The sequence below is a fragment of the Rossellomorea oryzaecorticis genome (assembly GCF_038405515.1).
Taxonomy (GTDB): Bacteria; Bacillota; Bacilli; order Bacillales; family Bacillaceae_B; genus Rossellomorea; species Rossellomorea oryzaecorticis_A.
In genome coordinates, this window is sequence record NZ_JBBYAF010000037.1 from 1 (window position 1) to 22,367 (window position 22,367).

At 45.5% G+C, this 22,367-nt stretch carries 17 protein-coding genes; all 17 read right to left on the reverse strand.

What is annotated here, in order from left to right; all coding sequences use genetic code 11:
- Window positions 1–445: 445 nt before the first annotated feature.
- Window positions 446–592: a hypothetical protein gene (locus AAEO50_RS16390; RefSeq protein ID WP_341985383.1), complete on the reverse strand. Its 147-nt coding sequence runs from the start codon at window positions 590–592 to the stop codon at window positions 446–448.
- The gene (argF, locus tag AAEO50_RS16395; RefSeq protein ID WP_341985384.1) at window positions 593–1,552 is read right to left on the reverse strand and encodes an ornithine carbamoyltransferase; all 960 of its coding nucleotides are present in this window, start codon (window positions 1,550–1,552) and stop codon (window positions 593–595) included.
- Window positions 1,553–1,554: 2 nt separating this feature from the next.
- On the reverse strand, window positions 1,555–4,638 hold the full coding sequence (locus AAEO50_RS16400) for a carbamoyl phosphate synthase large subunit (protein ID WP_341985385.1): 3,084 nt from the start codon (window positions 4,636–4,638) through the stop codon (window positions 1,555–1,557).
- Entirely contained in the window at window positions 4,631–5,695 is a 1,065-nt protein-coding gene (locus AAEO50_RS16405; RefSeq protein ID WP_341985386.1) for a carbamoyl phosphate synthase small subunit, read from the reverse strand. Before AAEO50_RS16405 ends, AAEO50_RS16400 begins: the two co-directional genes overlap by 8 nt.
- Before the next feature lie 70 nt (window positions 5,696–5,765).
- On the reverse strand, window positions 5,766–6,926 hold the full coding sequence (locus AAEO50_RS16410; protein WP_341985387.1) for an acetylornithine transaminase: 1,161 nt from the start codon (window positions 6,924–6,926) through the stop codon (window positions 5,766–5,768).
- Entirely contained in the window at window positions 6,923–7,711 is a 789-nt protein-coding gene (gene argB / locus AAEO50_RS16415; protein ID WP_341985388.1) for an acetylglutamate kinase, read from the reverse strand. Before argB ends, AAEO50_RS16410 begins: the two co-directional genes overlap by 4 nt.
- The gene (gene argJ / locus AAEO50_RS16420; RefSeq protein WP_341985389.1) at window positions 7,692–8,924 is read right to left on the reverse strand and encodes a bifunctional ornithine acetyltransferase/N-acetylglutamate synthase; all 1,233 of its coding nucleotides are present in this window, start codon (window positions 8,922–8,924) and stop codon (window positions 7,692–7,694) included. The genes argB and argJ overlap by 20 nt, the downstream gene beginning before the upstream one ends.
- A gap of 15 nt (window positions 8,925–8,939) precedes the next feature.
- Entirely contained in the window at window positions 8,940–9,974 is a 1,035-nt protein-coding gene (gene argC, locus AAEO50_RS16425; RefSeq protein ID WP_341985390.1) for an N-acetyl-gamma-glutamyl-phosphate reductase, read from the reverse strand.
- A 172-nt stretch (window positions 9,975–10,146) separates the two neighbouring features.
- Window positions 10,147–11,430: an isocitrate lyase gene (aceA, locus tag AAEO50_RS16430; protein ID WP_341985391.1), complete on the reverse strand. Its 1,284-nt coding sequence runs from the start codon at window positions 11,428–11,430 to the stop codon at window positions 10,147–10,149.
- A gap of 353 nt (window positions 11,431–11,783) precedes the next feature.
- A complete protein-coding gene (putP, locus tag AAEO50_RS16435) occupies window positions 11,784–13,292 on the reverse strand; it encodes a sodium/proline symporter PutP (RefSeq protein WP_341985392.1) in 1,509 nt (502 codons plus the stop codon).
- Between the two features lie 655 nt (window positions 13,293–13,947).
- Entirely contained in the window at window positions 13,948–15,102 is a 1,155-nt protein-coding gene (locus tag AAEO50_RS16440; RefSeq protein WP_341985393.1) for a CamS family sex pheromone protein, read from the reverse strand.
- A 15-nt stretch (window positions 15,103–15,117) separates the two neighbouring features.
- Entirely contained in the window at window positions 15,118–17,124 is a 2,007-nt protein-coding gene (gene ligA, locus AAEO50_RS16445) for an NAD-dependent DNA ligase LigA (protein ID WP_341985394.1), read from the reverse strand.
- Window positions 17,125–17,191: 67 nt separating this feature from the next.
- Complete coding sequence (locus AAEO50_RS16450) at window positions 17,192–17,407, reverse strand: hypothetical protein (protein WP_341985395.1); 216 nt, start codon at window positions 17,405–17,407, stop codon at window positions 17,192–17,194.
- Window positions 17,408–17,457: 50 nt separating this feature from the next.
- Window positions 17,458–19,692, reverse strand: a complete 2,235-nt coding sequence (gene pcrA, locus AAEO50_RS16455; RefSeq protein ID WP_341985396.1) for a DNA helicase PcrA — start codon at window positions 19,690–19,692, stop codon at window positions 17,458–17,460.
- An 83-nt stretch (window positions 19,693–19,775) separates the two neighbouring features.
- Window positions 19,776–20,462 (reverse strand): heptaprenylglyceryl phosphate synthase, encoded by a 687-nt coding sequence (locus tag AAEO50_RS16460; RefSeq protein WP_341985397.1) that lies wholly within the window; start codon window positions 20,460–20,462, stop codon window positions 19,776–19,778.
- Between the two features lie 514 nt (window positions 20,463–20,976).
- Window positions 20,977–21,279, reverse strand: coding sequence for a YerC/YecD family TrpR-related protein (locus AAEO50_RS16465; RefSeq protein WP_175986597.1), 303 nt, complete (start codon window positions 21,277–21,279; stop codon window positions 20,977–20,979).
- A 21-nt stretch (window positions 21,280–21,300) separates the two neighbouring features.
- Window positions 21,301–22,338, reverse strand: a complete 1,038-nt coding sequence (locus tag AAEO50_RS16470) for a DUF3048 domain-containing protein (protein ID WP_341985399.1) — start codon at window positions 22,336–22,338, stop codon at window positions 21,301–21,303.
- Window positions 22,339–22,367: the final 29 nt, after the last annotated feature.

Sequence of the window (22,367 nt, forward strand, 5' to 3'; positions counted from 1 at the left end):
ATGATTTCCGTGCAAGACTTCGCTTTCCGCGGGTAGCCCGTGAGCCTCCTCGGCAAGCCTGCGGGAAGAAAAGCGGAGGGGCTTTGTTTAGAGGCTGCTGGCATATGGCGAATCGGCCACGAAGGCGTTCTTTGCCTTCTTGGACGAGTTGACTTATGACATGTGCCTCTAAGCCCCAGAGCTGGACAAGTCTCACATAAGCTACTCTTCCCGCAGGAGTCTTCGTCTTGCACTCCAATCAACCGCTGGAAAGAGCTACTATCTAATTGTACATTTTAACAAAACTAAAAACCCGAACTAATTTGCCTACTAAAAAGTAAATTAGTTCGGGTTTTGCTTAGACTAAAACACTTATGTCCCAGCCTCTTTAACCGTTATGATTGCTTTTATTAACAAAACCAATGATGAGCTCGGTCCTGAACAGTTCATGCTTCCATTTTTGATTCTATCGTGATGTTTTAATCTTGCCGGTTCGGGCATTATTCTTGCCGATAATAGACTTTTTCTTGCCGGAATTGCTGTTATTCTTGCCGAAATCACGTTTATTCTTGCCGATTAACATTAAATCCCAATTATCAACTCGAACCCCCACTCATCCGCCAAGCACAGACAACAAAATCGCCTTCTGCACATGCAATCGATTCTCTGCCTGCTGGAAGACCGCCGATTTCCCGCCGTCGATGACTTCTGCTGTCACCTCTTCGCCGCGGTGAGCAGGGAGGCAGTGCAGGAATTTCACATCATCAGAGGAGTGAGCCAGCAATGCCTCGTTCACTTGATAAGGCTCAAAAATCTGGAGGCGCTCGACCGTCTCCTCTTCCTGACCCATGCTGGCCCAAACGTCTGTGTAGACGATGTCAGCACCGGCAGCCGCTTCCTCTGGATCATACGAAAGGGTGAAGCTCCCGCCGCTGAGCTGCGCCAGTTCAACCGTCGCATCGATTACTTCCTGATCAGGCTCATAGCCCTTAGGACAGGAAACTACGACATCCATCCCAAGCTTCGCACACAGAATCATGAAGGAGTGAGCGACATTATTCCCGTCACCGATATAGACAACCTTCAATCCAGCGAGCTGCCCTTTCACTTCATAAATGGTCAGAACGTCAGCCAGCGCCTGGCATGGATGATACGTATCGCATAAGCCATTGATGACAGGAACACTTGCATGTTCAGCGAGCTGAGCAACTTTTTCATGTTCAAATGTACGGATCATGATGGCATCGACATAAGCGGAAAGCACCTTCGCTGTATCCGCGATTGACTCACCTCTTCCAAGCTGGATATCACGGGAGTTCAGGTAGATGGCATGGCCGCCCATCTGCAGCATGCCTGCTTCAAAGGATACTCGTGTTCGTGTGGATGATTTCTCAAAAATCATTCCAAGTGTTTTCCCTTCAAGTTTCTTTGAGATCGGGTTCTTTTTCAGATGCTCTGCCAATGACAGGAGCTCATGCACTTCTTCAGTTGTGTAGTCCAGCCACGTCAATAGGTCTCTCCCTTTCAGGGAAAATTTCTTAAACGGGGACACAACAGCATTTGATTTCGTCATGTTCACTTCACTCCTTGCATTGTTTTGGGTTTTGCCAATGGAATGGGAGCGACATCGGCTGCCTCCATACTCTGGATAAAAGCAAGCAGGGTCTCTTTTTCCGTGATGACGGCAATACCCGCTTCTAATGCTTGAATTCGTTTCTTCTTCATTTCTTCGGTATCCAGGCTGTTAAAGTAGACAGCTGCACCAGGAGAATCCACCCAATCAGCAAACGCGGCTTCACCGGAAGTTTGGTAGATTTGAAGATTTTCATTCTCTTCTTCTATAAAAATTGTACCTCCGCTCTCCACATCTTCATGCAAAGGTTCAAATACCTTAAATAACGCTTCTTCCAGCGTCTGCCCAAGACACATTCCTTCTCCGGTCGATTTCATATTCGCACCTAAGATATGGTCAAGCTCAGGGAGGGCGTGAGAAGAAAAGACCGGATACTTGACCGCCACAATCTCCAACTCTTCACTTGACGGTGCTGCAAAGGAGTCGACCGTCAAACTCTCGTCACATAAAAGATCTGTCGCCATATCAATCAACGAAAAGCCGATGACTTTGCTGATGATCGGAACGGTACGGCTCGCTCTTGGGTTGACTTCTAATATAAACACTTCTTCTCCCTGAAGGAGGAACTGGATATTCATGATGCCTTTATACTTCAATGCAGATACCACTCTAGCGGCGTATTTTTTTATCTCTTTATTTACTTTTTCAGAGAGTGATTTAGCCGGAAAGACCGCCATGCTGTCTCCTGAATGGACGCCTGCACGTTCGATGTGCTCCATGATACCCGGTATATAGGCGTTTTCTCCGTCAGCCACTAAATCGATTTCGGCTTCCCGCCCCATTTTGAATTCATCCACGAGAATCGGGAAATACTCATCGTCTGCACCTTGAAGCCACTTCTGAAGTTCATCCAACGTCTTCACTTTCACCATTCCTTTACCGCCGATGACGTAAGATGGACGGCATAGGATAGGAAAATGCAGGTCCTTCGCTACTTCAAGAGCTTCCGCTTTACTGTTGCAGATATCCCCTTTCACCCGCGGGATGGATAATTCATCAAGCAATTGATAGAATCGGTCGCGGTCCTCGACAGCATCAATCGTGTCAGATGTGATGCCAAGCAGATGAACCCCATTTTCTTCTAAAACCGGCGCGAGGTTCAGGGCCGTCTGCCCGCCGAACTGAACGAGGACAGTATCGATTCCTTCATGTTGGATGATCGCTAAGACGCTCTCCGCTGTGACCGGCTCGAAATACAGGCGGTCGGCTGTTTCATAGTCGGTGCTGACCGTTTCCGGGTTATTATTGACGATGATCGTTTTGTAACCATGCTTCTGCAAGCGTTGATTTGCTTTGACGGCACTGTAATCAAACTCTACTCCCTGGCCGATCCTGATCGGTCCCGACCCGATGATGAGTGCCTTCTTCGTACCCTTTAGAGGCTGGATTTCATTTTCACCATAGTAGGTGGAGTAAGCGTAGTTGGTGATGGCTTCGAATTCGCCGGCGCAGGTATCGACCATTTTGAAGTTTGGTTTGATTCCATGTTCTGCTCTTAATGCAGCGATTTCACTTTCCGCACAGCCTGATAATCTGGCAATTTCACGGTCTTCGAATCTGTATTTCTTGGCTTGCTCCAGCAGTTCAGCCCCTATGGGTTCCTGTAGCAGCTTTTTCTCTATTAGCAAAAGATTATTCAAGAGTGATAGAAACAGGTAATCGATTTTCGTGCCTCCATGAAGTTCCTCCACACTATGTCCTCTTCTTATCAGCTCCACAAGCTGAAAGAAGCGAAGATCCGTCGGCGTTTCGATCGCCTCAAGCAAGTCATCATCTGTAAAAGCAGACAGCTCTTCTTTAAGCGAAATGCCCTGTGCTGCAACATCCAGGGATTGGATCGCTTTTTGAAAAGCCGCTTCCAACGTGCGGTCGATGGCCATGACTTCTCCCGTCGCTTTCATTTTTGTCCCGAGACGCCGGTTTCCTTCCGGGAATTTATCGAACGGCCAGCGCGGGAATTTGACGACGACATAATCCAGGGCCGGTTCAAAGCTTGCATAAGTCGTTCTCGTCAGCGGGTTGATGATTTCATTTAACGTATAGCCGACGGCAAGCTTGACGGCGATTTTAGCGATCGGGTAGCCGGTTGCTTTTGAAGCTAGGGCTGAAGAACGGCTTACCCGTGGGTTGACTTCAATGACATAGTATTGATTGCTGTCAGGGTCTAAAGCAAACTGTATATTGCAGCCTCCCACTACTTCAAGCGCATTGATGATGTCAAAAGCCGCTGTGCGGAGCATATGAAACTCTTGATCACGAAGCGTCTGGGAGGGTGCCACGACAATGGAGTCACCAGTATGGACACCGACCGGGTCGAAGTTCTCCATATTGCATACCGATATACAGTTTCCTTTACAATCTCTCATCACTTCATACTCGATTTCCTTGAAGCCTGCGATGCTTTTTTCCACAAGGATCTGATTGATGGGGCTTGCCTTCAACCCGGTTTGGACAAGCTTGACGTACTCCTCCTTCGTCGCTGCGATTCCGCCTCCTCTTCCCCCTAATGTATAAGCTGGGCGGACGATGATCGGAAGTGAAATTCGTTCAGCGAAGGCCAGTGCACCCTCCACGTTTTCCACGATTTCACTTTCAGCGACTGGATGACCGAGCTCGTTCATAAGGGTCCGGAATTTCTCACGGTCCTCCCCCTTCTGGATGGAATCCACCGAGGTACCCAGGAGCTTCACGCCATATTTCTTCAAGATCCCTCTTTCATGAAGCTCCACTGCAAGATTGAGAGCTGTCTGACCGCCGAGATTTGCGATCAATCCATCGGGACTCTCCTTTTCAATAATGGAGGATACCGTTTTGACCGTAAGAGGTTCACAATAGACCTTATCGGCATTTTCGGTATCGGTCATGATGGTCGCCGGATTATGATTCACGAGGACCACTTCATATCCTTCTTCTTTCAGGACCAGACATCCCTGGGTCCCGGAATAATCAAATTCTGCTGCCTGCCCAATGATGATCGGACCTGATCCTATGACAAGGATCTTCTGTATACTTGAATCTTTAGGCATAAATCTTCTCTCTCCCTAGTTGTTTGATGGATTGATAGAATTCTTCAAAGATGTATGATGCGTCTTCAGGACCGGGCCGTGCCTCGGGATGAAATTGCACAGAAAGAATCGGTTTCGACTCATGCTGCAGCCCTTCAACAGAACCATCGTTCACATTGAAAAAGCGCGGATTGAGATGGGTGCCTTGTAAACTCCCATCCTCCACCACATAGTTATGATTTTGGGAGGTTAAGAAAACCTGGCCGGTTCCGTGATCAATGACTGGATGATTCGCCCCCCGGTGCCCGAACAAGAGCTTTCGTGTATTTCCCCCTAAAGCAAGGGCGATCAGTTGATGACCGAGGCAAATCCCGAGTGTCGGCAGTTTAAGAATATGTTCTTTCAGCTGCGGCAGAACGTCTCCCATTTCTTTTGGGTCACCGGGACCATTTGAAATGACAATTGCATCGGCCTTCAACGTATGAAGCAAGTCGATGCGGTCGTAAGGGACGACGGTTACAGAGCAGTCCATTTTCACCAGGCTCGTGATGATTGATTTTTTTACACCGAAATCAAGAAGTGCAACATGTACGCTCCCGCTTCCATGGTGATTTAATTCCGAGGAAGCCACCTGTTCAATCTGGCCCTTCAGTTTTTGAGATGCAGGAATTTTCGGCGAGTCGCATATGCAGGCGTTTTGACTTCCAAGTTCCCTGATCGTTTTGACCACCTGACGGGTGTCCACCCCGGTCATATAAGGAATGCCCCACTTATGAAGGTACTCTTGAAGAGAAGATGTCGCTTGATAATGGGAATAGACGTCCGGACAATGAAGCATGATTACACCCTTCACCTGCGGCACGGCACTTTCAGAATCACTTTCATTGACTCCGTACTGGCCGATCAGTGGATACGTGAAGACAACGATTTGATCTTTGTAGGAAGGATCAGTGAGAACCTCCTGATAACCCGTCATTCCTGTAAAAAAGACAATCTCCCCTACAACGGGAATTTGATGGACGGAGCTCAATTCTCCCTTGAAAACTGTTCCGTTTTCTAAACTTAAGTAGCCGGTCATGACTAATCCCTCCTCTTTGTGAATTTTTATTATGTTTTTAGTATTTTTATACAATAATGATCAAAAAAATTTATTGTGCTGTTTCTGCCGCTTGCGAATGAAGGACTCTTTCCACTATCGTCAGTGCTTCCTGAAGCTCTGCTTCGGTAACCGTTAAAGGAGGCAGCAGCCGGATGACTTTCGGGCCGGCAGGCAGCGTCAGGAGACCATTATCCCTCAGAACTTCAATGGATTCCTTCGCTTCATCCTCTAATTGTATGCCGATCATGAAACCCTCTCCCTTTACTTCTTGCACAAGGGATAATGGCTCCAGCTTCTCTTTCAAAGACTGGATGAATGTCTTCGATTTGCTCTTTACTTCACTTAAAAACGATTCATTCATAATCGTTTCGAGAGTCGCTTTCACCGCAGCCATAGCCAGGGGATTCCCTCCGAACGTGGACCCGTGGGTGCCAGGTGAAAAAGTTGATACGAGCTCTTTTCTTCCGATCATCGCGCCGACCGGAAATCCGCTTCCGAGTCCTTTAGCAGCTGTGACAATATCAGGATGTAAAGAGTGGTGCTGATAAGCAAAAGGTACCCCTGTACGTCCGATGCCTGTTTGTACTTCATCGATGATTAAGAGGGCATCCAGTTCCTTGCACGTTTTCTCCACCTTTTTCAAAAACGCTTCTGTCCCTGGATTCACCCCGCCTTCACCTTGAATCACTTCCACCATGATTCCGGCAATATCGTCTCCTTCAATGTCCCCGAGTGCCTCCACATCGTTATACGGCAAGTATTCAAACGTTGGCAGAAGCGGGCCGTAACCGCTGTGGATCTTCTCCTGACCCGTTGCGCTCATGGTTGCGAAAGTACGCCCGTGGAAGGATTGTTTGAAGGTAAGAATCTTTGTCTTACCAGTATGTTTTTTTGCCAGTTTGATAGCGGCTTCGTTTGCTTCCGCTCCGCTGTTGCAGAAGAAGACGGCATCCAATCCGCTGGCGTCTGCCAATAGCTTGGCGGCTTCTTCCTGCTGAGATAGTTGAAAGAGATTGGACACATGCCATAGTTTATCCAACTGCTCTTCTACAGCCTTTTTGACGGCGGACGGGGAGTGGCCGAGATTACATACAGCGATGCCGGCAATAAAGTCCAGGTACGTCCTGCCGTTAGAATCTGTCACCTTCGTCCCTTCACCCGAGACCAGTTCAATATCCAATCGATTATACGTAGGAAATAGATTACTCATGTGGCTGCTACCGCTCCTTTATCGATTATTGTAGTACCCTGTATGCTTCCGCTTTGGAAAATTGCCTGCTGTCCACCGACAATCATCACTTCTTTGATACTCGGCGATAACACGGAAAGTGCGGATCTGACCTTCGGAATCATTCCTCCGGAGATCACTCCGGATTCGATCAACTGATGTATTTCTTCTGTTGTCGCTTCAGGAATCATTTTGCCTTCCTGCAGAATGCCGGGTACATCCGTTACGTAGAGGAGCTTTCCTGCTCCTGTTGCTTTCGCGATCGATGCAGCGGCGAGGTCAGCATTAATATTCACCTTTGTACCTTCTTCAGTAAGGGCAAGGGGGGCGATGACAGGAAGGTACCCTGCTGAAATCATGCCGGCAAGGAAGTCGTCCTTCACTTCTTCAATCTCACCGACCAACCCTAGTGACTCTTCATCAATCAGGGAGGCCTTTAATAAATTGGCATCATACCCGCATAACCCGACTGCGTTCAATCCATGTTGATTCAATCGGTTGGTGAGGTAACTGTTGACTTTGCCTTTTAAAATCATTTCCGCCACTTCAAAAACCTGCTCCGTCGTTTTACGCTGTCCGTTAATAAACGTCGTTTCTATACCCAGCCTGTTAAGCATGTTCGTAATTTCAGGCCCTCCCCCATGAACAATCACCGCGTTGTACTCCTTCGCCATTTCTGCCAGGCTTTCAAAAAATTGCGGTGAAAGGTTGTAAAGGATGCTTCCCCCTAATTTGATGACGAGCATATCACGTTCTGTAACTGGCATTGATTTTGACATAGTCATAGGTTAAATCGCACCCCCAAGCTTTTCCTTCTCCCGTCCCATCTTGTAAATGGACTTGAATCACGACATGTTCTTCATTCTTCATATAGTCACTTACGCTCTGTTCATTAAAAACCTGCGGTGTCCCGTTAGAGAAAACACGTTCTTCCCCAATGTAGATGTCACACATTTCGGGCCTAAGGGTTACATCGGCGTGTCCCATTGCACCGACAATCCTTCCCCAATTGGGATCTGCTCCATAAATGGCTGTTTTAACGAGATTTGAGCCGACGATTTTTTTAGCGATGATCTTTGCTTCTCCAGGGGAATTGGCGCCTTTCACATCAACCTCAACAAGCTTCGTGGCCCCTTCGCCGTCACGTGCAATTTGTTTCGCAAGGTCTTCACATAGGAGAGACAAGCCCTCCTGAAACTGCTCCCATTCAGGATGGTTTTCATTTAATGGTCTATTTCCCGCTGTTCCATTTGCCATCGCGATCACCATGTCATTGGTTGATGTTTCACCGTCGACTGTAATCTGATTAAAGGAAGTGTTGATCGCTTTCTTCAATGCGCTTTGTAAGACAGGAGAGGAAATGTTCGCATCCGTCGTGATAAAGCCTAGCATCGTACCCATATTCGGGTGAATCATTCCCGACCCCTTTGCCGCCCCGCCGATCGTAACGGGCATCCCGTCTATTTGGACCTCGATACAGCTTGCCTTTTCAACGGTATCGGTAGTCAGTATCGCCTGCTGAAAGGATTTTGCACTGTTGTAATCCCCGTGGACTGCAATATCGCTGCACCCCTGCTCCATTTTTTCCATCGGGAGGCATTCACCGATTACCCCTGTGGAGGCAACCGCAACATACTCCTTCGCCAAGCTAAATCGTTTTGCAATCATCTCTCTTGTTTTATACGCGTCTTTCAGCCCTTGTTCACCTGTGCAGGCATTTGCGATTGCACTGTTGACGACTACTGCCTGAAGAAGGCCTGAAGCGGCAATGCTTTCCTGCGTGACTTTAAGGGGAGCTGCCTGAAAATGACTTTTTGTGTAAACCGCTGCGCTCTGGGCAGGCGTTTCACTATAAATAACTCCAAAGTCCTTCTTTTCATAGCGAAGTCCGATATGGATTCCGCCCGCCTTGAATCCTTTAGGAGATAGGATGCTTCCTCCTTCAATTTTCTGTACTTCTTTCTTCTCCATGACACTCATTTCTCTCTCCTCCTTTTATGGATAAATTGGATAGTAGTGAAGTCCGCTCGTTTCTTCCAGGCCGAACATGAGATTCATATTTTGCACAGCCTGACCGGCTGCCCCTTTTATGAGATTGTCGATGACGGAAACGATTGTCACTTTGCCCGTCCTTGGATCTACTTTTATAGAAATATCGCAGAAATTAGTGCCGAACACTTCTTTTGTACATGGATATTGACCGATTGGCCTGATTCGCACAAACGGACTGCCGCTGTAAAAGCTTCGATAAAGCTCATGAAGCTCCTCCGTCGTTTGATCTGTCAACAGCTCACCATAGATCGTCGTCATGATTCCGCGCGTCATTGGGATTAGATGAGTCGTAAAGGTCACAGGCGCTGCTTCAGGATTCCAAAGCTTCAGCTGTTGTTCGATTTCCGGGGTATGCTGATGCTCATGTACCTTGTAGATCCGCAGGTTTTCCTGTGTTTCAGAAAAATGACTGGACAGGGATGGTTTCCTTCCTGCTCCTGAGAGGCCCGTCTTGGCATCGATGATTAATGAACCAGGCTGTACAAGCTTTTGCTGAATCAGTGGCGCAAGCGCTAGAAGTGCCGCTGTAGGGAAGCAGCCAGGGTTCGCGATGAGGCTTGCTTCTTTAATGGCCTCTTGATTGCATTCTGCCAGACCGTAAACCGCTTCGCTTAGGACGGAAGTGTCTGCAGCCTCTCCTTTGTACCAGTCTTCATATTCCTTGGGATCTTTCAATCTCAAGTCACCGGAAAGGTCAATAATCCTTGCCTTCCCTCCCAGAAGCTTTGGCGTCATTTCTTTGGATATCCCTGCAGGAACCGCCAGGAATACAACATCGAGCTCCTTCATTTCATCAACCTGTATGCCCCTGACCGATTCAGTTGATAAATCGGTCAGGTGAGGATATTGCTCAGCATATGAAACTCCATTCAATGTTGATGAATATAAAATACAGTCACCAACAAAAGGATGATTCGACAGGAGGCGGTGCAGCTCCACGCCACCATAACCAGTAGAACCTACAATTCCAACATTCATCATTCATTCACCACACACAAAAGATTTAAATTAGGTCTAATTATATGACTGCATAAAAATAAAATCAATAGTATATTTATTAAAATTCAACATTAGTCCTTTCCCCCTAAACAAAAAGACCGCCACTCTGCCGCGTTAAAGCAGCGAGGGACGGGCCTTTAATTTGATTTTATTAAAATTGTTCCGCTTCTGTAGATCCTTTCAGCGCTGTGGTCGAAGAGGTACCCCCTGAAATCACCATGGATACTTCATCAAAGTAGCCTGTTCCTACTTCACGCTGATGCCTTGTTGCAGAATATCCATGAATTTCACTTGCGAATTCCGCTTGCTGCAGTTCAGAGTAGGCAGCCATTCCGCGGTCTTTGTAACCTCTCGCCAATTCGAACATGCTGTGATTTAAAGCATGGAAGCCTGCAAGCGTCACAAACTGGAATTTATAGCCCATTTTGCCCAATTCGATCTGGAATTTCGCGATTGTTTCATCATCGAGCTTCTTCTTCCAGTTGAAGGATGGAGAACAGTTATACGCCAGCAGCTTCCCAGGATGCTCTTTATGGATAGCTTCTGCAAATTGACGTGCTTCTTCAAGGCTCGGTTCAGATGTTTCACACCATACAAGATCGGCATACGGCGCATAAGCTAGACCTCTTGCGATCGCTTGATCAAGACCGGCCTTCGTACGGAAGAAACCTTCCGGCGTGCGCTCCCCGGTAATAAATGGAGCATCATATGAATCGACATCACTCGTGATTAAGTCCGCTGCATTAGCATCTGTACGTGCAACGATCAACGTCGGGACGCCCATCACATCGGCTGCAAGACGCGCCGAAATCAAATTCTTCACAGAGGTTTGAGTAGGAAGCAATACCTTCCCGCCCAAGTGACCGCATTTTTTCTCTGAGGAAAGCTGATCTTCAAAGTGAACGGCTGATGCCCCCGATTCAATCATCCCTTTCATCAGTTCAAACACGTTCAGCTGCCCTCCGAATCCCGCTTCTGCATCCGCGACAATCGGCACAAACCAATCAATGGATTCGTCTCCTTCCACATAGTGGACCTGGTCCGCACGCTGAAGAGCCTGGTTGATGCGCTTAACGACAGAAGGTACAGAGTTTGCAGGATACAAGCTTTGATCGGGATACATCTGGCCTGACAGATTGGCATCTGCAGCTACCTGCCATCCGCTTAAGTAAATGGCCTTAAGCCCTGCCCTGACCTGCTGGACGGCTTGATTTCCGGTCAATGCTCCAAGTGCATTGATGTAATCTTCTTCATGCAATAAATTCCACAATTTTTCAGAACCGCGTCTCGCTAAAGTATGCTCAATATCAATGGAGCCCCTTAGACGAATAACATCTTCTGCGGAATAAGGTCTCGTGACCCCGCGCCACCTTTCGTCCAGTTCCCAGCTTTCCTGTAAAGCTCTTGCCCGTTCATTCATATTGCTCTTTGTCATTGTACATCTCTCCCTTTTTCGATTTTTGTGTTTTTTAAAAGTGATGGGTAAAACTTAAGTATGCGTTGGTGTAAGGAAACAGGTCGTGTCCGCCTGCATATGAAGGTTTCTTTGTTGTGAAGAATTTCTGAGCGGTAGTCATGATGAGTTAAGCGAAAAGTGAGATTAAACTTTGTTATAATACAGTTTAATTATCATGTTTGTATTATATAACAGTGTGATCGCAGATGGAACCTTTTTTTATTATTTTTTCTTCGACAAATTTTGCAGTTTGATAGAAGACTTCTCTCACACAAAAAAAGGCCTGCCACCACCACTTTATAAAGTGATGATGGACAGGCCCGTCTTCATGTTTATTTTACGATATCTTTTGCTACAGCTGCATCAAATTCAGCTTTAACTTCTTCGCTTGGTTGAGGTCCAACCTTACTGAAGATGACAATTGCAAGCAGAGCCAGGAAGAATCCTGGGACGATTTCATAAAGATTGAATGGAATCACTCCTGCTACTGTAAGCTGTTTCCATACAACAACGGTTACAGCACCAGTGATCATACCAGCAAGCGCACCGTTGCGCGTCATGCCTTTCCAGTATAGAGACAGAAGGATGATCGGTCCGAATGCAGCACCGAATCCACCCCATGCATAACTTACAAGATCAAGGATCTTCGTTCCGCCGCCATTTGCCGGGTTCCCTTGCATCGCAAGCAGAATCGCGATGAAAGCGATAAGAAGCACTCCGATACGACCTACCCATACAAGCTCTTTATCAGATGCATTTTTACGGATGATCGCTTTATAGAAATCTTCAGCCAACGCACTTGAAGATACAAGTAATTGAGAGTCAATTGTACTCATGATAGCAGACAGGATTGCCGCTAACAGAATACCTGAAACCCAAGGGTTAAAGAGAACATCTGTAAAGAAAATGAATACTTTTTCTGAATTATCCACATCTCCGGCAATCAATGGAGCATCAGCAAAGTATGCAATACCGGTGAAACCAGTAATGACTGCTCCGATCATGGCAATTGTCATCCAGCTCATACCGATCCAGCGTGCCTTTGGTACATCCTTCGTTGAACGCAATGCCATAAAGCGTGTAATGATGTGAGGCTGGCCAAAATAACCAAGACCCCATGCAAGTAAAGAAATAACACCCATTACAGTCATGGTGTTCATTGTATCAAGGTTCGCCGGGTCAACCGAGCGAACAGCATCCACTGTCGCATTCCAGCCGCCAAGCTCAGCAATCGCAACAATCGGAGTCACGATCAATGCAAGGAACATCAAAATACCTTGAACAAAGTCTGTCCAACTTACTGCCAAGAATCCTCCAAGGAAAGTATAAGAGATGATTACAAGAGCACCAATCCATAATGCTGTATTGTAAGTCATTCCAAACGTTTCCTGGAACAATAACGCTCCGCCTACAAGACCAGAAGATGTATAGAAGGTAAAGAATACTAGAATGATTACTGCTGAAATGACACGAAGAAGACGAGATCCATCTTTAAAACGATTTTCAAAATAATCAGGAACCGTGATTGAATCGTTCGCTACCTCCGTGTAAGCACGAAGTCTTGAAGCAACGAATCTCCAGTTTAAATAAGCACCAATTACCAACCCAATACTTAACCAAATTGAACCTAAACCAATTGCATACGCAAGACCAGGAAGTCCAAGGAGTAACCATGAACTCATATCGGATGCACCAGCACTTAATGCTGCTACCCCCGGTCCCAGACTACGTCCTCCAAGAACATAATCCGATAAATTACTTGTTAATCTGTACGAAATAATACCAATTGCAAGCATACCAACTAAATATACGATAAATGTGACTAAAGTAGCTATATCCATTGTGTTGTCAGCATTCCCCTTTCAGTAAATTTGTGTAAATGTTTGCCAGGTGCTTAATCCGACTTTTGATACATGCTAAAAGACCTTATAAATATATAGTCCAGCAGTTCTTTACCCTATGCATACAGGTTGTAAACTTATTCACTCAAAATTGTTTGAAAAAGTTTTTCTGCGAAGCGATGTTTCCGTAACAAGTTCACAACGTTATTAATGCTAACATACATTTCAAAAAAATACAGACAGAATATTCTAAATAAATTAACCTAAACGTATTTTTATTCACTTTTTTTGCATATATTTTTATGAAAGCGCTTAAATAGCAATATTCATTCATAAAAATTTATAAAATTAAATTGGTTCTTTGACAGAATTGTGTCATTTTCAGGAAAATTAACTAACGTTAGCACTTTTAGGTTGTACCAAAAGGCTTAAAATATGTATGAAATAAATTTGATTGTATTGTATTACTAACCACAGCTGTCGATTTCCGTGCAAGCTGGATCCACCCAGCATTAGCAACAAGATTTTAAACAACCTTTAATAGTATAACCAAAAAATATAATACGAAAAAAGCAGGGCGGAGTTTCATTAAAAAAAGAACCGATCGTGCCTTTAGCAAAACCGGTCCTCATTTTAAAAATTGTTTATAGCATCATTATTCATATATGTGCAAATACGTTTCTTTACTTCCTTTTTTCTTGACGACCAGCGCCTCAGGTCCATAAGAAGAGTTAATCAGAAGTTCTACATCCCAATTTTCAGGTGTGTTTTTTCCGATCAAATTAGATAGATATTGAGCAAAACCGATTGTTTCTGTTTTACCATTAAAGGTCAATGCCACTTCCATGTTCATGCTGGTCAGCTCTTGATTTTGATAAAGTGCTTCACCCGTTACGCCTGTGAACACCGGGAAGTAATCTTCAATTTCCTTCTTCAGGTCCTCGAATATCTTATTATCTTTGGGATGATTCTCAGCTGCTTCTGGAGACGGGAAAATATAATATTCTTCATTGATCCCTTCCCAATTCTGAATTGTGTCTGCACCGGGTTCCACTGTTGTATAAGCAAAGAACTGACCAGGGACCACCTGCTGCTTCGGTGCCTGCTTGTATAAAGCGATCATGATGGGAACGTTTTGAAGATCTTCTTTTTGACGCATTCTTTTCAGCACTTCGTCAGCCATCTTTGCTCCCTGTTCCCTAAGTATTTCATTGCTGATGTTTTTGACCGTTCTTGTCCCGGTTGTGAGATTGGTTTCATAATTGACTGAATTCAATGAAAGGGCGATGACGACACCGCCTAGCTTCACTTTGTTGTCATCTTCTTTTTTCATCAAGTAATTATGTTCAACAATATGAGCAAGGTAGATGGGGGCATTGTCACCTTTCGTCTGTACTGGATTCAACCCGAGGTTTTCACTTTCCTTCAGCTTTTTTTCGGCAAGCTGTTCACTAGTGAATTTTCGTTGAAGCCAGCTGTCGATCGTTTTCTTTGTTAGGAACTGACCCTCTTTAAAAAAATGATCACCGGTTGAAAAACGATTTTGGGCAACACGCAGCAATCCATTCTCTATTTCGTTGATATCGTACCTTGAACCCAGGTCATTCACGACCACTCCGCGTGTTTTACTTGTATCATAAGGAAGCATGGTCTTATAATAATCGTTTGAAATTTGAAAGTTAGGAATGATCGCCTTCTTTGTTTCACTGTCCTGATTTTCCTGAACGACTTGATCCTGTTTTTCAAACGTCGGCGCACAGCCGCCAAGTATCAACAAGGCGGCTAATGCTGCCGATAGCCTTTTTTTCATTACTGTCTACACCTCTTATCGGTTAAGTTCTTCCATCAGCTTGTCCTCGTCCCAAACTTCTATCTCAAGCTCATTGGCTTTAGTCAACTTTGAGCCTGCATCTTCCCCCGCTATGAGAAGATCTGTTTTCTTGCTTACGCTTCCTGTCACTTTACCGCCGAGCAATTCAATTTTTTCTTTCGCTTCGTTCCGGCTCAACCGTTCGATTTTACCGGTTAACACAATGGTCTTCCCGGCAAAGTAGGAATCAGATTCACTCGCTGATACAGGCTTAGGACCCTTGTATTCCATGTTGACGCCAGCATCTTTAAGCTCCTGAATCAGTTCTTTCACTTCATCATTTTCAAAATAAGCTACGATCGCATCGGCCATTTTCTCTCCGATTTCATTGATGTTCGTCAGGTCCTCTTTGGAAACATTGATCAGTTGGTCCATACTCCCGAATTCCTGGGCAAGGGTCTTGGCAGCTTTAGCCCCTACATGACGGATCCCCAATCCGAATAGTAATTTCTCGAGTGAATTCTTTTTCGATGCGTCGATTGCCTGTAGAAGGTTATCAACCGACTTCTCACCCATCCGCTCGAGCTGAAGCAGCTGGTCACGCTCCAATTTATATAGATCTGCCACATCCACGATCAATTGTTCCCTGAACAGCTGACTGATGACCTTTTCTCCAAGCCCATCTATGTTCATCGCATTTCTGGAGACAAAGTGAATAAGGCCTTCTCGGATTTGAGCAGGGCATTTAGGGTTGATACAGCGAAGCGCCACTTCTCCCTCAAGCCTCACAAGCTCACTTTCACACTCCGGACAATGGGTGGGCATATTGAATTCCTGTTCATCGCCTGTTCTCTTTTCTTCCAATACGTTTACCACTTCAGGGATGATGTCCCCTGCTTTTTTAATGACAACATGATCACCGATTTTGATATCTTTTTCCCTAATGAGATCCTCATTGTGCAGGGAAGCACGCTGAACCGTTGTTCCGGCAACCCTTACCGGTTCGAGGATCGCAGTCGGCGTTACCACTCCGGTGCGTCCAACACTCAGTTCGATTTCTTTCAATATCGTGATGACTTCTTCTGCAGGAAACTTGAATGCTATGGCCCAGCGCGGACTTTTAGCAGTCGTCCCTAGTTCTTTCTGCTGCTCTAACGAATCAACTTTAATGACAATTCCATCGATATCATACGAAAGATCCGGACGTCTTTCCGTCCAGCTTTCCACATATTCCAGTACTTCTTCTACATCAGCACAGCGTTTGCGTTCAGGATTCGTCTTGAATCCAAGCTTATCTAATTGATCGAGACCTTCACTGTGAGAGTCTATCCCTGTATCACCGATATCAGCAAGGGCATACAAGTAGATGTCGAGATTTCGTGAAGCGGCTATCTTAGGATCCAACTGACGCAATGAACCTGCAGCTGCGTTGCGCGGATTTGCGAACGGTTCTTCTCCTTTATCCTCTTTCACTTTATTCAAGGCTTCAAATGAACGCTTCGGCATGAAAGCTTCCCCCCGCACTTCAAACGAAAGAGGTTCTTTGATCTTTAATGGGATTGAACGGATCGTCTTCAGATTGGATGTAATATCCTCCCCTATCGTTCCATCCCCGCGGGTGGCACCCTGCACGAATACCCCCTTATCATAACGCAGGGAAACCGCCAGGCCGTCAATTTTAAGTTCACAGACATAGGAAAAATCGTCCCCGACTGCCTGACGGACACGACGGTCAAAATCGCGGAGGTCCTGTTCATTGAATGCGTTCCCCAAGCTCAGCATTTGACTCCGGTGTTCCACCTTTTCAAATGCATCGAGTATCGCTCCGCCTACTCTTTGAGAAGGTGAGTCCGCTGTTTGTAATTCAGGGTACTGATCCTCGAGGTCGATCAGCTCTCGCAGCAGCTGGTCATATTCGGAATCCGGCACTGAGGGTTTATCAAGGACATGATATTCATAATTATATTGATTCAATAATTCATGCAATTCCTGTATACGTTTTTCAGCCGATTGTTGATCCATTCTAACAACCCTTTCTTGCTAATCTTCACCGCTTCTTAAACAGTTGTTTAACTCTGTGGTCGTTGATTTAACAACTTTTTTTGTTGTTAAACAAACGTTTGTTTAACTGGATGGAGTGAGTTTTCCCATCCACATTGTTATTGTCCTTAAACACCGCTGTTGATTTCCGTGGAAGACTTCGCTTTCCGCGGGCGGTTGGTGAGCCTCCTCGTCGCATTCGCTCCTGCGGGGTCTCACCTAACACGCTTTTCCCGCAGGAGTCTTCGTCTTCCACTCCAATCAACAGCTGGAATCAACCTTAAACTCTGACAATATATCTTTAACAAATCTATATCAGGCTTTTTCTATCGGTGCAAACTTGGCCAATAGGCGTTTGATTCCTGTTGGGCTTGGGAAGGCGATGTCGAGTTCGACGCTGTCTCCGGAGCCTTTTACACTTACGACGGTACCGGTTCCCCATTTTTTGTGGGATGCTTTGTCTCCTACCTGCCAGGATACTGATTCTCCGCCGGTTGTTTTTTGGACGACAGGACGGGTTACAGGCTTCCTTGGAGCTGGACGGGACGGCCCGCTTCCGGTTGATCTGCCGAACGAAGAGAATGGGCTTTGGCTTTTGCTTTCAGCCATTACATCGTCTAACAGATCCGCGGGGATTTCCTTGATGAACCGGGATACAGGGTTCATTTTGGTTTGTCCAAAAAGGGTTCTCATTTGTGCATTCGTTAAATAAAGTTCCTCTTCTGCACGGGTGATTCCCACATATGCAAGACGACGTTCTTCTTCCATTTCGTCTTCCTCCATAAGTGAACGGCTGTGAGGGAATACACCTTCCTCCATCCCCATCAGGAATACGACTGGGAATTCAAGCCCTTTTGCAGCATGAAGAGTCATCAGAATGACCGAATCCTTAGGCTGATCGTCGTCATCTAACTTATCAATATCAGCAACTAATGCAAGATCCGTCAAGAACGCAACCAGACTCTTGTCATCATTCGACTGTTCGAAGCTTTTCGTAACGGACAGGAACTCATCCAAGTTTTCCAGTCTGCTCTGGGATTCAATCGATTTTTCTGCTTTCAGCATTTCGATGTATCCTGATTTCTCAAGTATTTCTTCTACGAGCTCCGTTACCGATAAGTACTCCTGCATGCCCGTATAGCCTTTGACCATCTCTTTGAATTCAATCACGGATTTTGTGATTTTTGGACTGAGTCCGATAAAATCGGCTTCCTCCAGTGCAGAGAACATAGAAATGTCATGATCCTGTGCGTAACGGGCGATTTTATCAATCGAGGTCGCACCCACCCCTCGTTTAGGCACATTGATCACACGCTGTAAGCTGATATCATCATCCGGGTTGGCAATTAAACGCAGGTAGGCAAGGATATCCTTAATCTCTTTACGATCGTAGAACTTGATGCCGCCGACGATGGAGTATTCAATATTCGATTTAAGAAGAACTTCCTCCATTACACGGGACTGGGCATTCGTACGATAAAGAATGGCAAAGTCAGAATACTTTCGTTTGCCGCTTTCCATCATTTCCTTGATCTTCCCTGTTACAAATTGCGCTTCTGTTTGCTCGGAATCCGCTCTGTAATAAGATATCTTTTCACCTTCATGATTCTCTGTCCAAAGGTTCTTCGGCTTCCGGTTCGAGTTCTTCTGGATCACTTCATTCGCCGCTTGTAATATACGTTTCGTCGAACGATAATTTTGTTCAAGGAGAATGACGTTGGCGCGCGGATAATCTTTTTCAAATGAAAGGATATTGGCGATGTCCGCACCGCGCCAGCGATAAATGGATTGGTCGGAGTCCCCTACCACGCAAAGGTTTTGAAATCGTGAAGCCATCAGTTTAACGAGCATATATTGTGCTCTGTTGGTATCCTGATACTCATCTACGTGAATATACTGGAACTTACGCTGATAGAATTCCAGCACTTCAGGTACACGCTGAAACAGCTGGATCGTCGTCATGATCAAGTCATCAAAGTCGAGTGCCTGATTCTTGCGGAGACGCTTCTGGTATTCTGTATAAACATCTGACACTACCTGGTCATAATAGCCACCCGCTGTTTTGGAGAACTCTTCGGGAGTGGTCAGTTCATTCTTGGCAGAACTGATGGACCCAAGGATCGAACGGGCATCGAATTTCTTCGGGTCGATGTTTTTAGCTTTCAAAATCGATTTGATCACGGACTGCTGATCCGTCGAATCCAAAATGGTAAAATTACGATTCATCCCGATTCGGTCGATGTCCCTTCTCAAAATACGCACACACATGCTGTGGAACGTCGAAATCCAGATATCTTCAGACGCTCCGCCGAGGATTCTGCTGATACGATCCTTCATCTCCCTGGCCGCTTTATTCGTAAAGGTAATCGCCAGGATATTATAAGGATTCACTCCTTTTTCCACCATAAGATACGCAATCCGGTGCGTCAGCACTCTTGTCTTTCCGGATCCCGCGCCTGCCATGATCAATAAAGGACCCTCTGTTGCCTTCACAGCCTCTGCCTGCTCCGGATTCATTCCATTCAATAACCGATCAGTCAAAAATTGCATAACATTCTCACCACCATAACGAACATACGTTCTGTATTTGTCTTCTATTATATCTCAAGAGGATGGAACCTCCAGTACGATTCTTATCCCTTGACTGCTTTTACCGTTTTTAACGCTTCTTTCAAATCTTCATATACACTATTCCCAACGACAATCACGTCTGATACATCGGCCATTTCCCTCGCCTGCTCAACCGTCCTGATGCCGCCTCCGTAGAATAGCGTCGTATTCTCAAGTGAATCTTTCACTTCTTTCACTGTTTCTATATCTCCGTATGTACCGCTGTACTCCAGATAAAAAATCGGCAGGTGGAACATTTTTTCCGCCATCATGCCATACGCAGCGACTTCTTCACTTGTCAGCTCCGTATTCGCTTCCGTCACCTTCGCCGCTTTACACTCGCTGTTCAATATACAATAGCCTTCAACAAGGATTTCATCCCAATTCATGATCTCCCCATATTCCTTAACCGCCTGATGATGAAGGCCCGTAACCCAGTCCATATTGGAGCTGTTCAGCACCATCGGAATAAAGTACAAATCAAACCCTGGTGTAATCGACTCCAAATTTGAAACCTCCAGAATACAAGGAACTGTATAGCGTCTTACCCGCGCCATTAAATCAAGAACCTTTTCGAGGGTTACACCGTCCGTTCCCCCTACAATGATCGCATCCGTTCCAGATTCGCATACAGCTTCCAGCTCTTCATCATCTATATGTTTATTTGGATCCAGCTTAAACACATGGCTCCACTTTTGGACATCATACATTCAATGTTCCCCCATTCATACATCCATCTAACGTATTATATCATGTGCAGAAGGGAGTCGCATTACCTCGTCATTTGTTAAAAAATGAAATTTGGCTGGTTTGATGGACGTTTTTCAGTAGGTGCTGGTGATGAGGGTTTGCCGGTCCGCTTCTTTAGAATGATTCTTATAAGATCATAAAATTTGGATTAGGATCATAAATTTCGAATTGGGATCATAAATCGTGATTTAGGATCATATTTTCACGGATCGGATCATAAATCCTGAAACAGGATCATAACTCTCCGGATCAGGATCATATCCAGACTCTCCAGCCACTGGCTCGGGTGAAATCACCCTCCGGCCCCGCCTCCAGAGCTCCCTTTCTCTCCTTGATCATGAAAAACTTCTAAATCTGATACATAAACCGCACATTCCACCCTAAAATTCAATTTCAAACCAGCACTACCCCCTACACCCTTACAATTTCAAATCAATAAAAAAACCGCTATCCCTAAAGATAACGGCTCATCTATTATTTTTCTTCTTTTTCATGTACACGGTCCAGCACAAGCTGGTACGCATCGTTGCCATAGTTCAGGCAGCGTTTGACACGGGAAATCGTTGCGGTGCTTGCTCCCGTTTCTGTTTCAATCTTATGGTAGGTCTTGCCTTCTTGAAGCATGCGCGCCACTTCAAGTCTTTGGGCAAGGGATTGAATTTCATTGATCGTACATAAATCATCAAAGAAACGATAGCATTCTTCCATATCCTGCAGAGAAAGAATGGCATTGAACAGCTGATCCAGTTCTTTCCCTCTTAATTTATTTATTTGCATAAGTAGTCTCCTTTTCCTTCACTATTCTTGATACGAGACAGATCCTGATAAACCAGGAGAGTCCGGTATGATGTTGATCCAGGTCGAGCCTTTGATCAGCGGGATTTGTTTGCCGTTTTCATATGGAAGGATTCTCCCATCTTCGTTTTTCCACTGTACCTCACGGAGCTTCCCTTCCTGAATGAGATAAGCGCTGCCCCCTGATTGTAAATCGATATCCCTTCTGCCGGCACTGTCTATGACTCTATGCGGTGCTTCGGCAATCAGGATGTTCTCAAGCAGTACGGGGTCTTCCGTATCGTAATCCTTTGTCTGTTCCCCGTTCGAGTAGCGTTCATATTTGCCTTCGTCCTTATTGTATTCGTAGACGGCATCAAACTGCGGGTTATTAAAGTAAGAAATCATGATGGAATTTGCTTCTTCTCCGCTCACTGATTCTTTAGATAAAAAGCTCAACGATTGTGGAGGCGTATCCATCGGGAAATCGTTGGATTCAGCCCCTTTTAAAATATCTTTAAAAGAAATATATGAATTATGGGGCGCCTTCCGGAAATTTGCACGCTCGAAAAGCGTCCCATCGTACCTGATACCATTTAAGTGGTCGATTTCCCCGCTTTCAAGCTTCACCTTTGCGTCCGGACTATAGCCGTGGGCGATATAAAGGCTGTCGTAGCCTTTAGCAAGGTCTATGTAATAATCCCTTGCACTTCGTACCGGTCCGATTTCCTCAGGCTGCCTGCTTTGGTAGATGGCAAGGAACCTTGTCACATCTCCTTCTGCCAGAACTTCATATACAATATCCGCTTTGGAAAGACCAGATTGAGGCCTTGCTTTCGGGTGATTATTTACCATGACAGCGACCGAACGATCGGTTGGCTCTTCCTTCATTTCTTCACCAGTAAGAGGTGATTGAAACTTCATCACATTCTCAACATTTTCTTTAGCCACGGGTGCAGCATTCTCTTCTTTCACAGGTTTCTTTCCTGCTTCTTCTTTATCAGAACTGCAAGCTGCGAGGGTCAGTGCACTTAACAAAATAATAAGTGGCTTTTTAAGCATGAATCGTAACACCCCTATTTAATATCTTT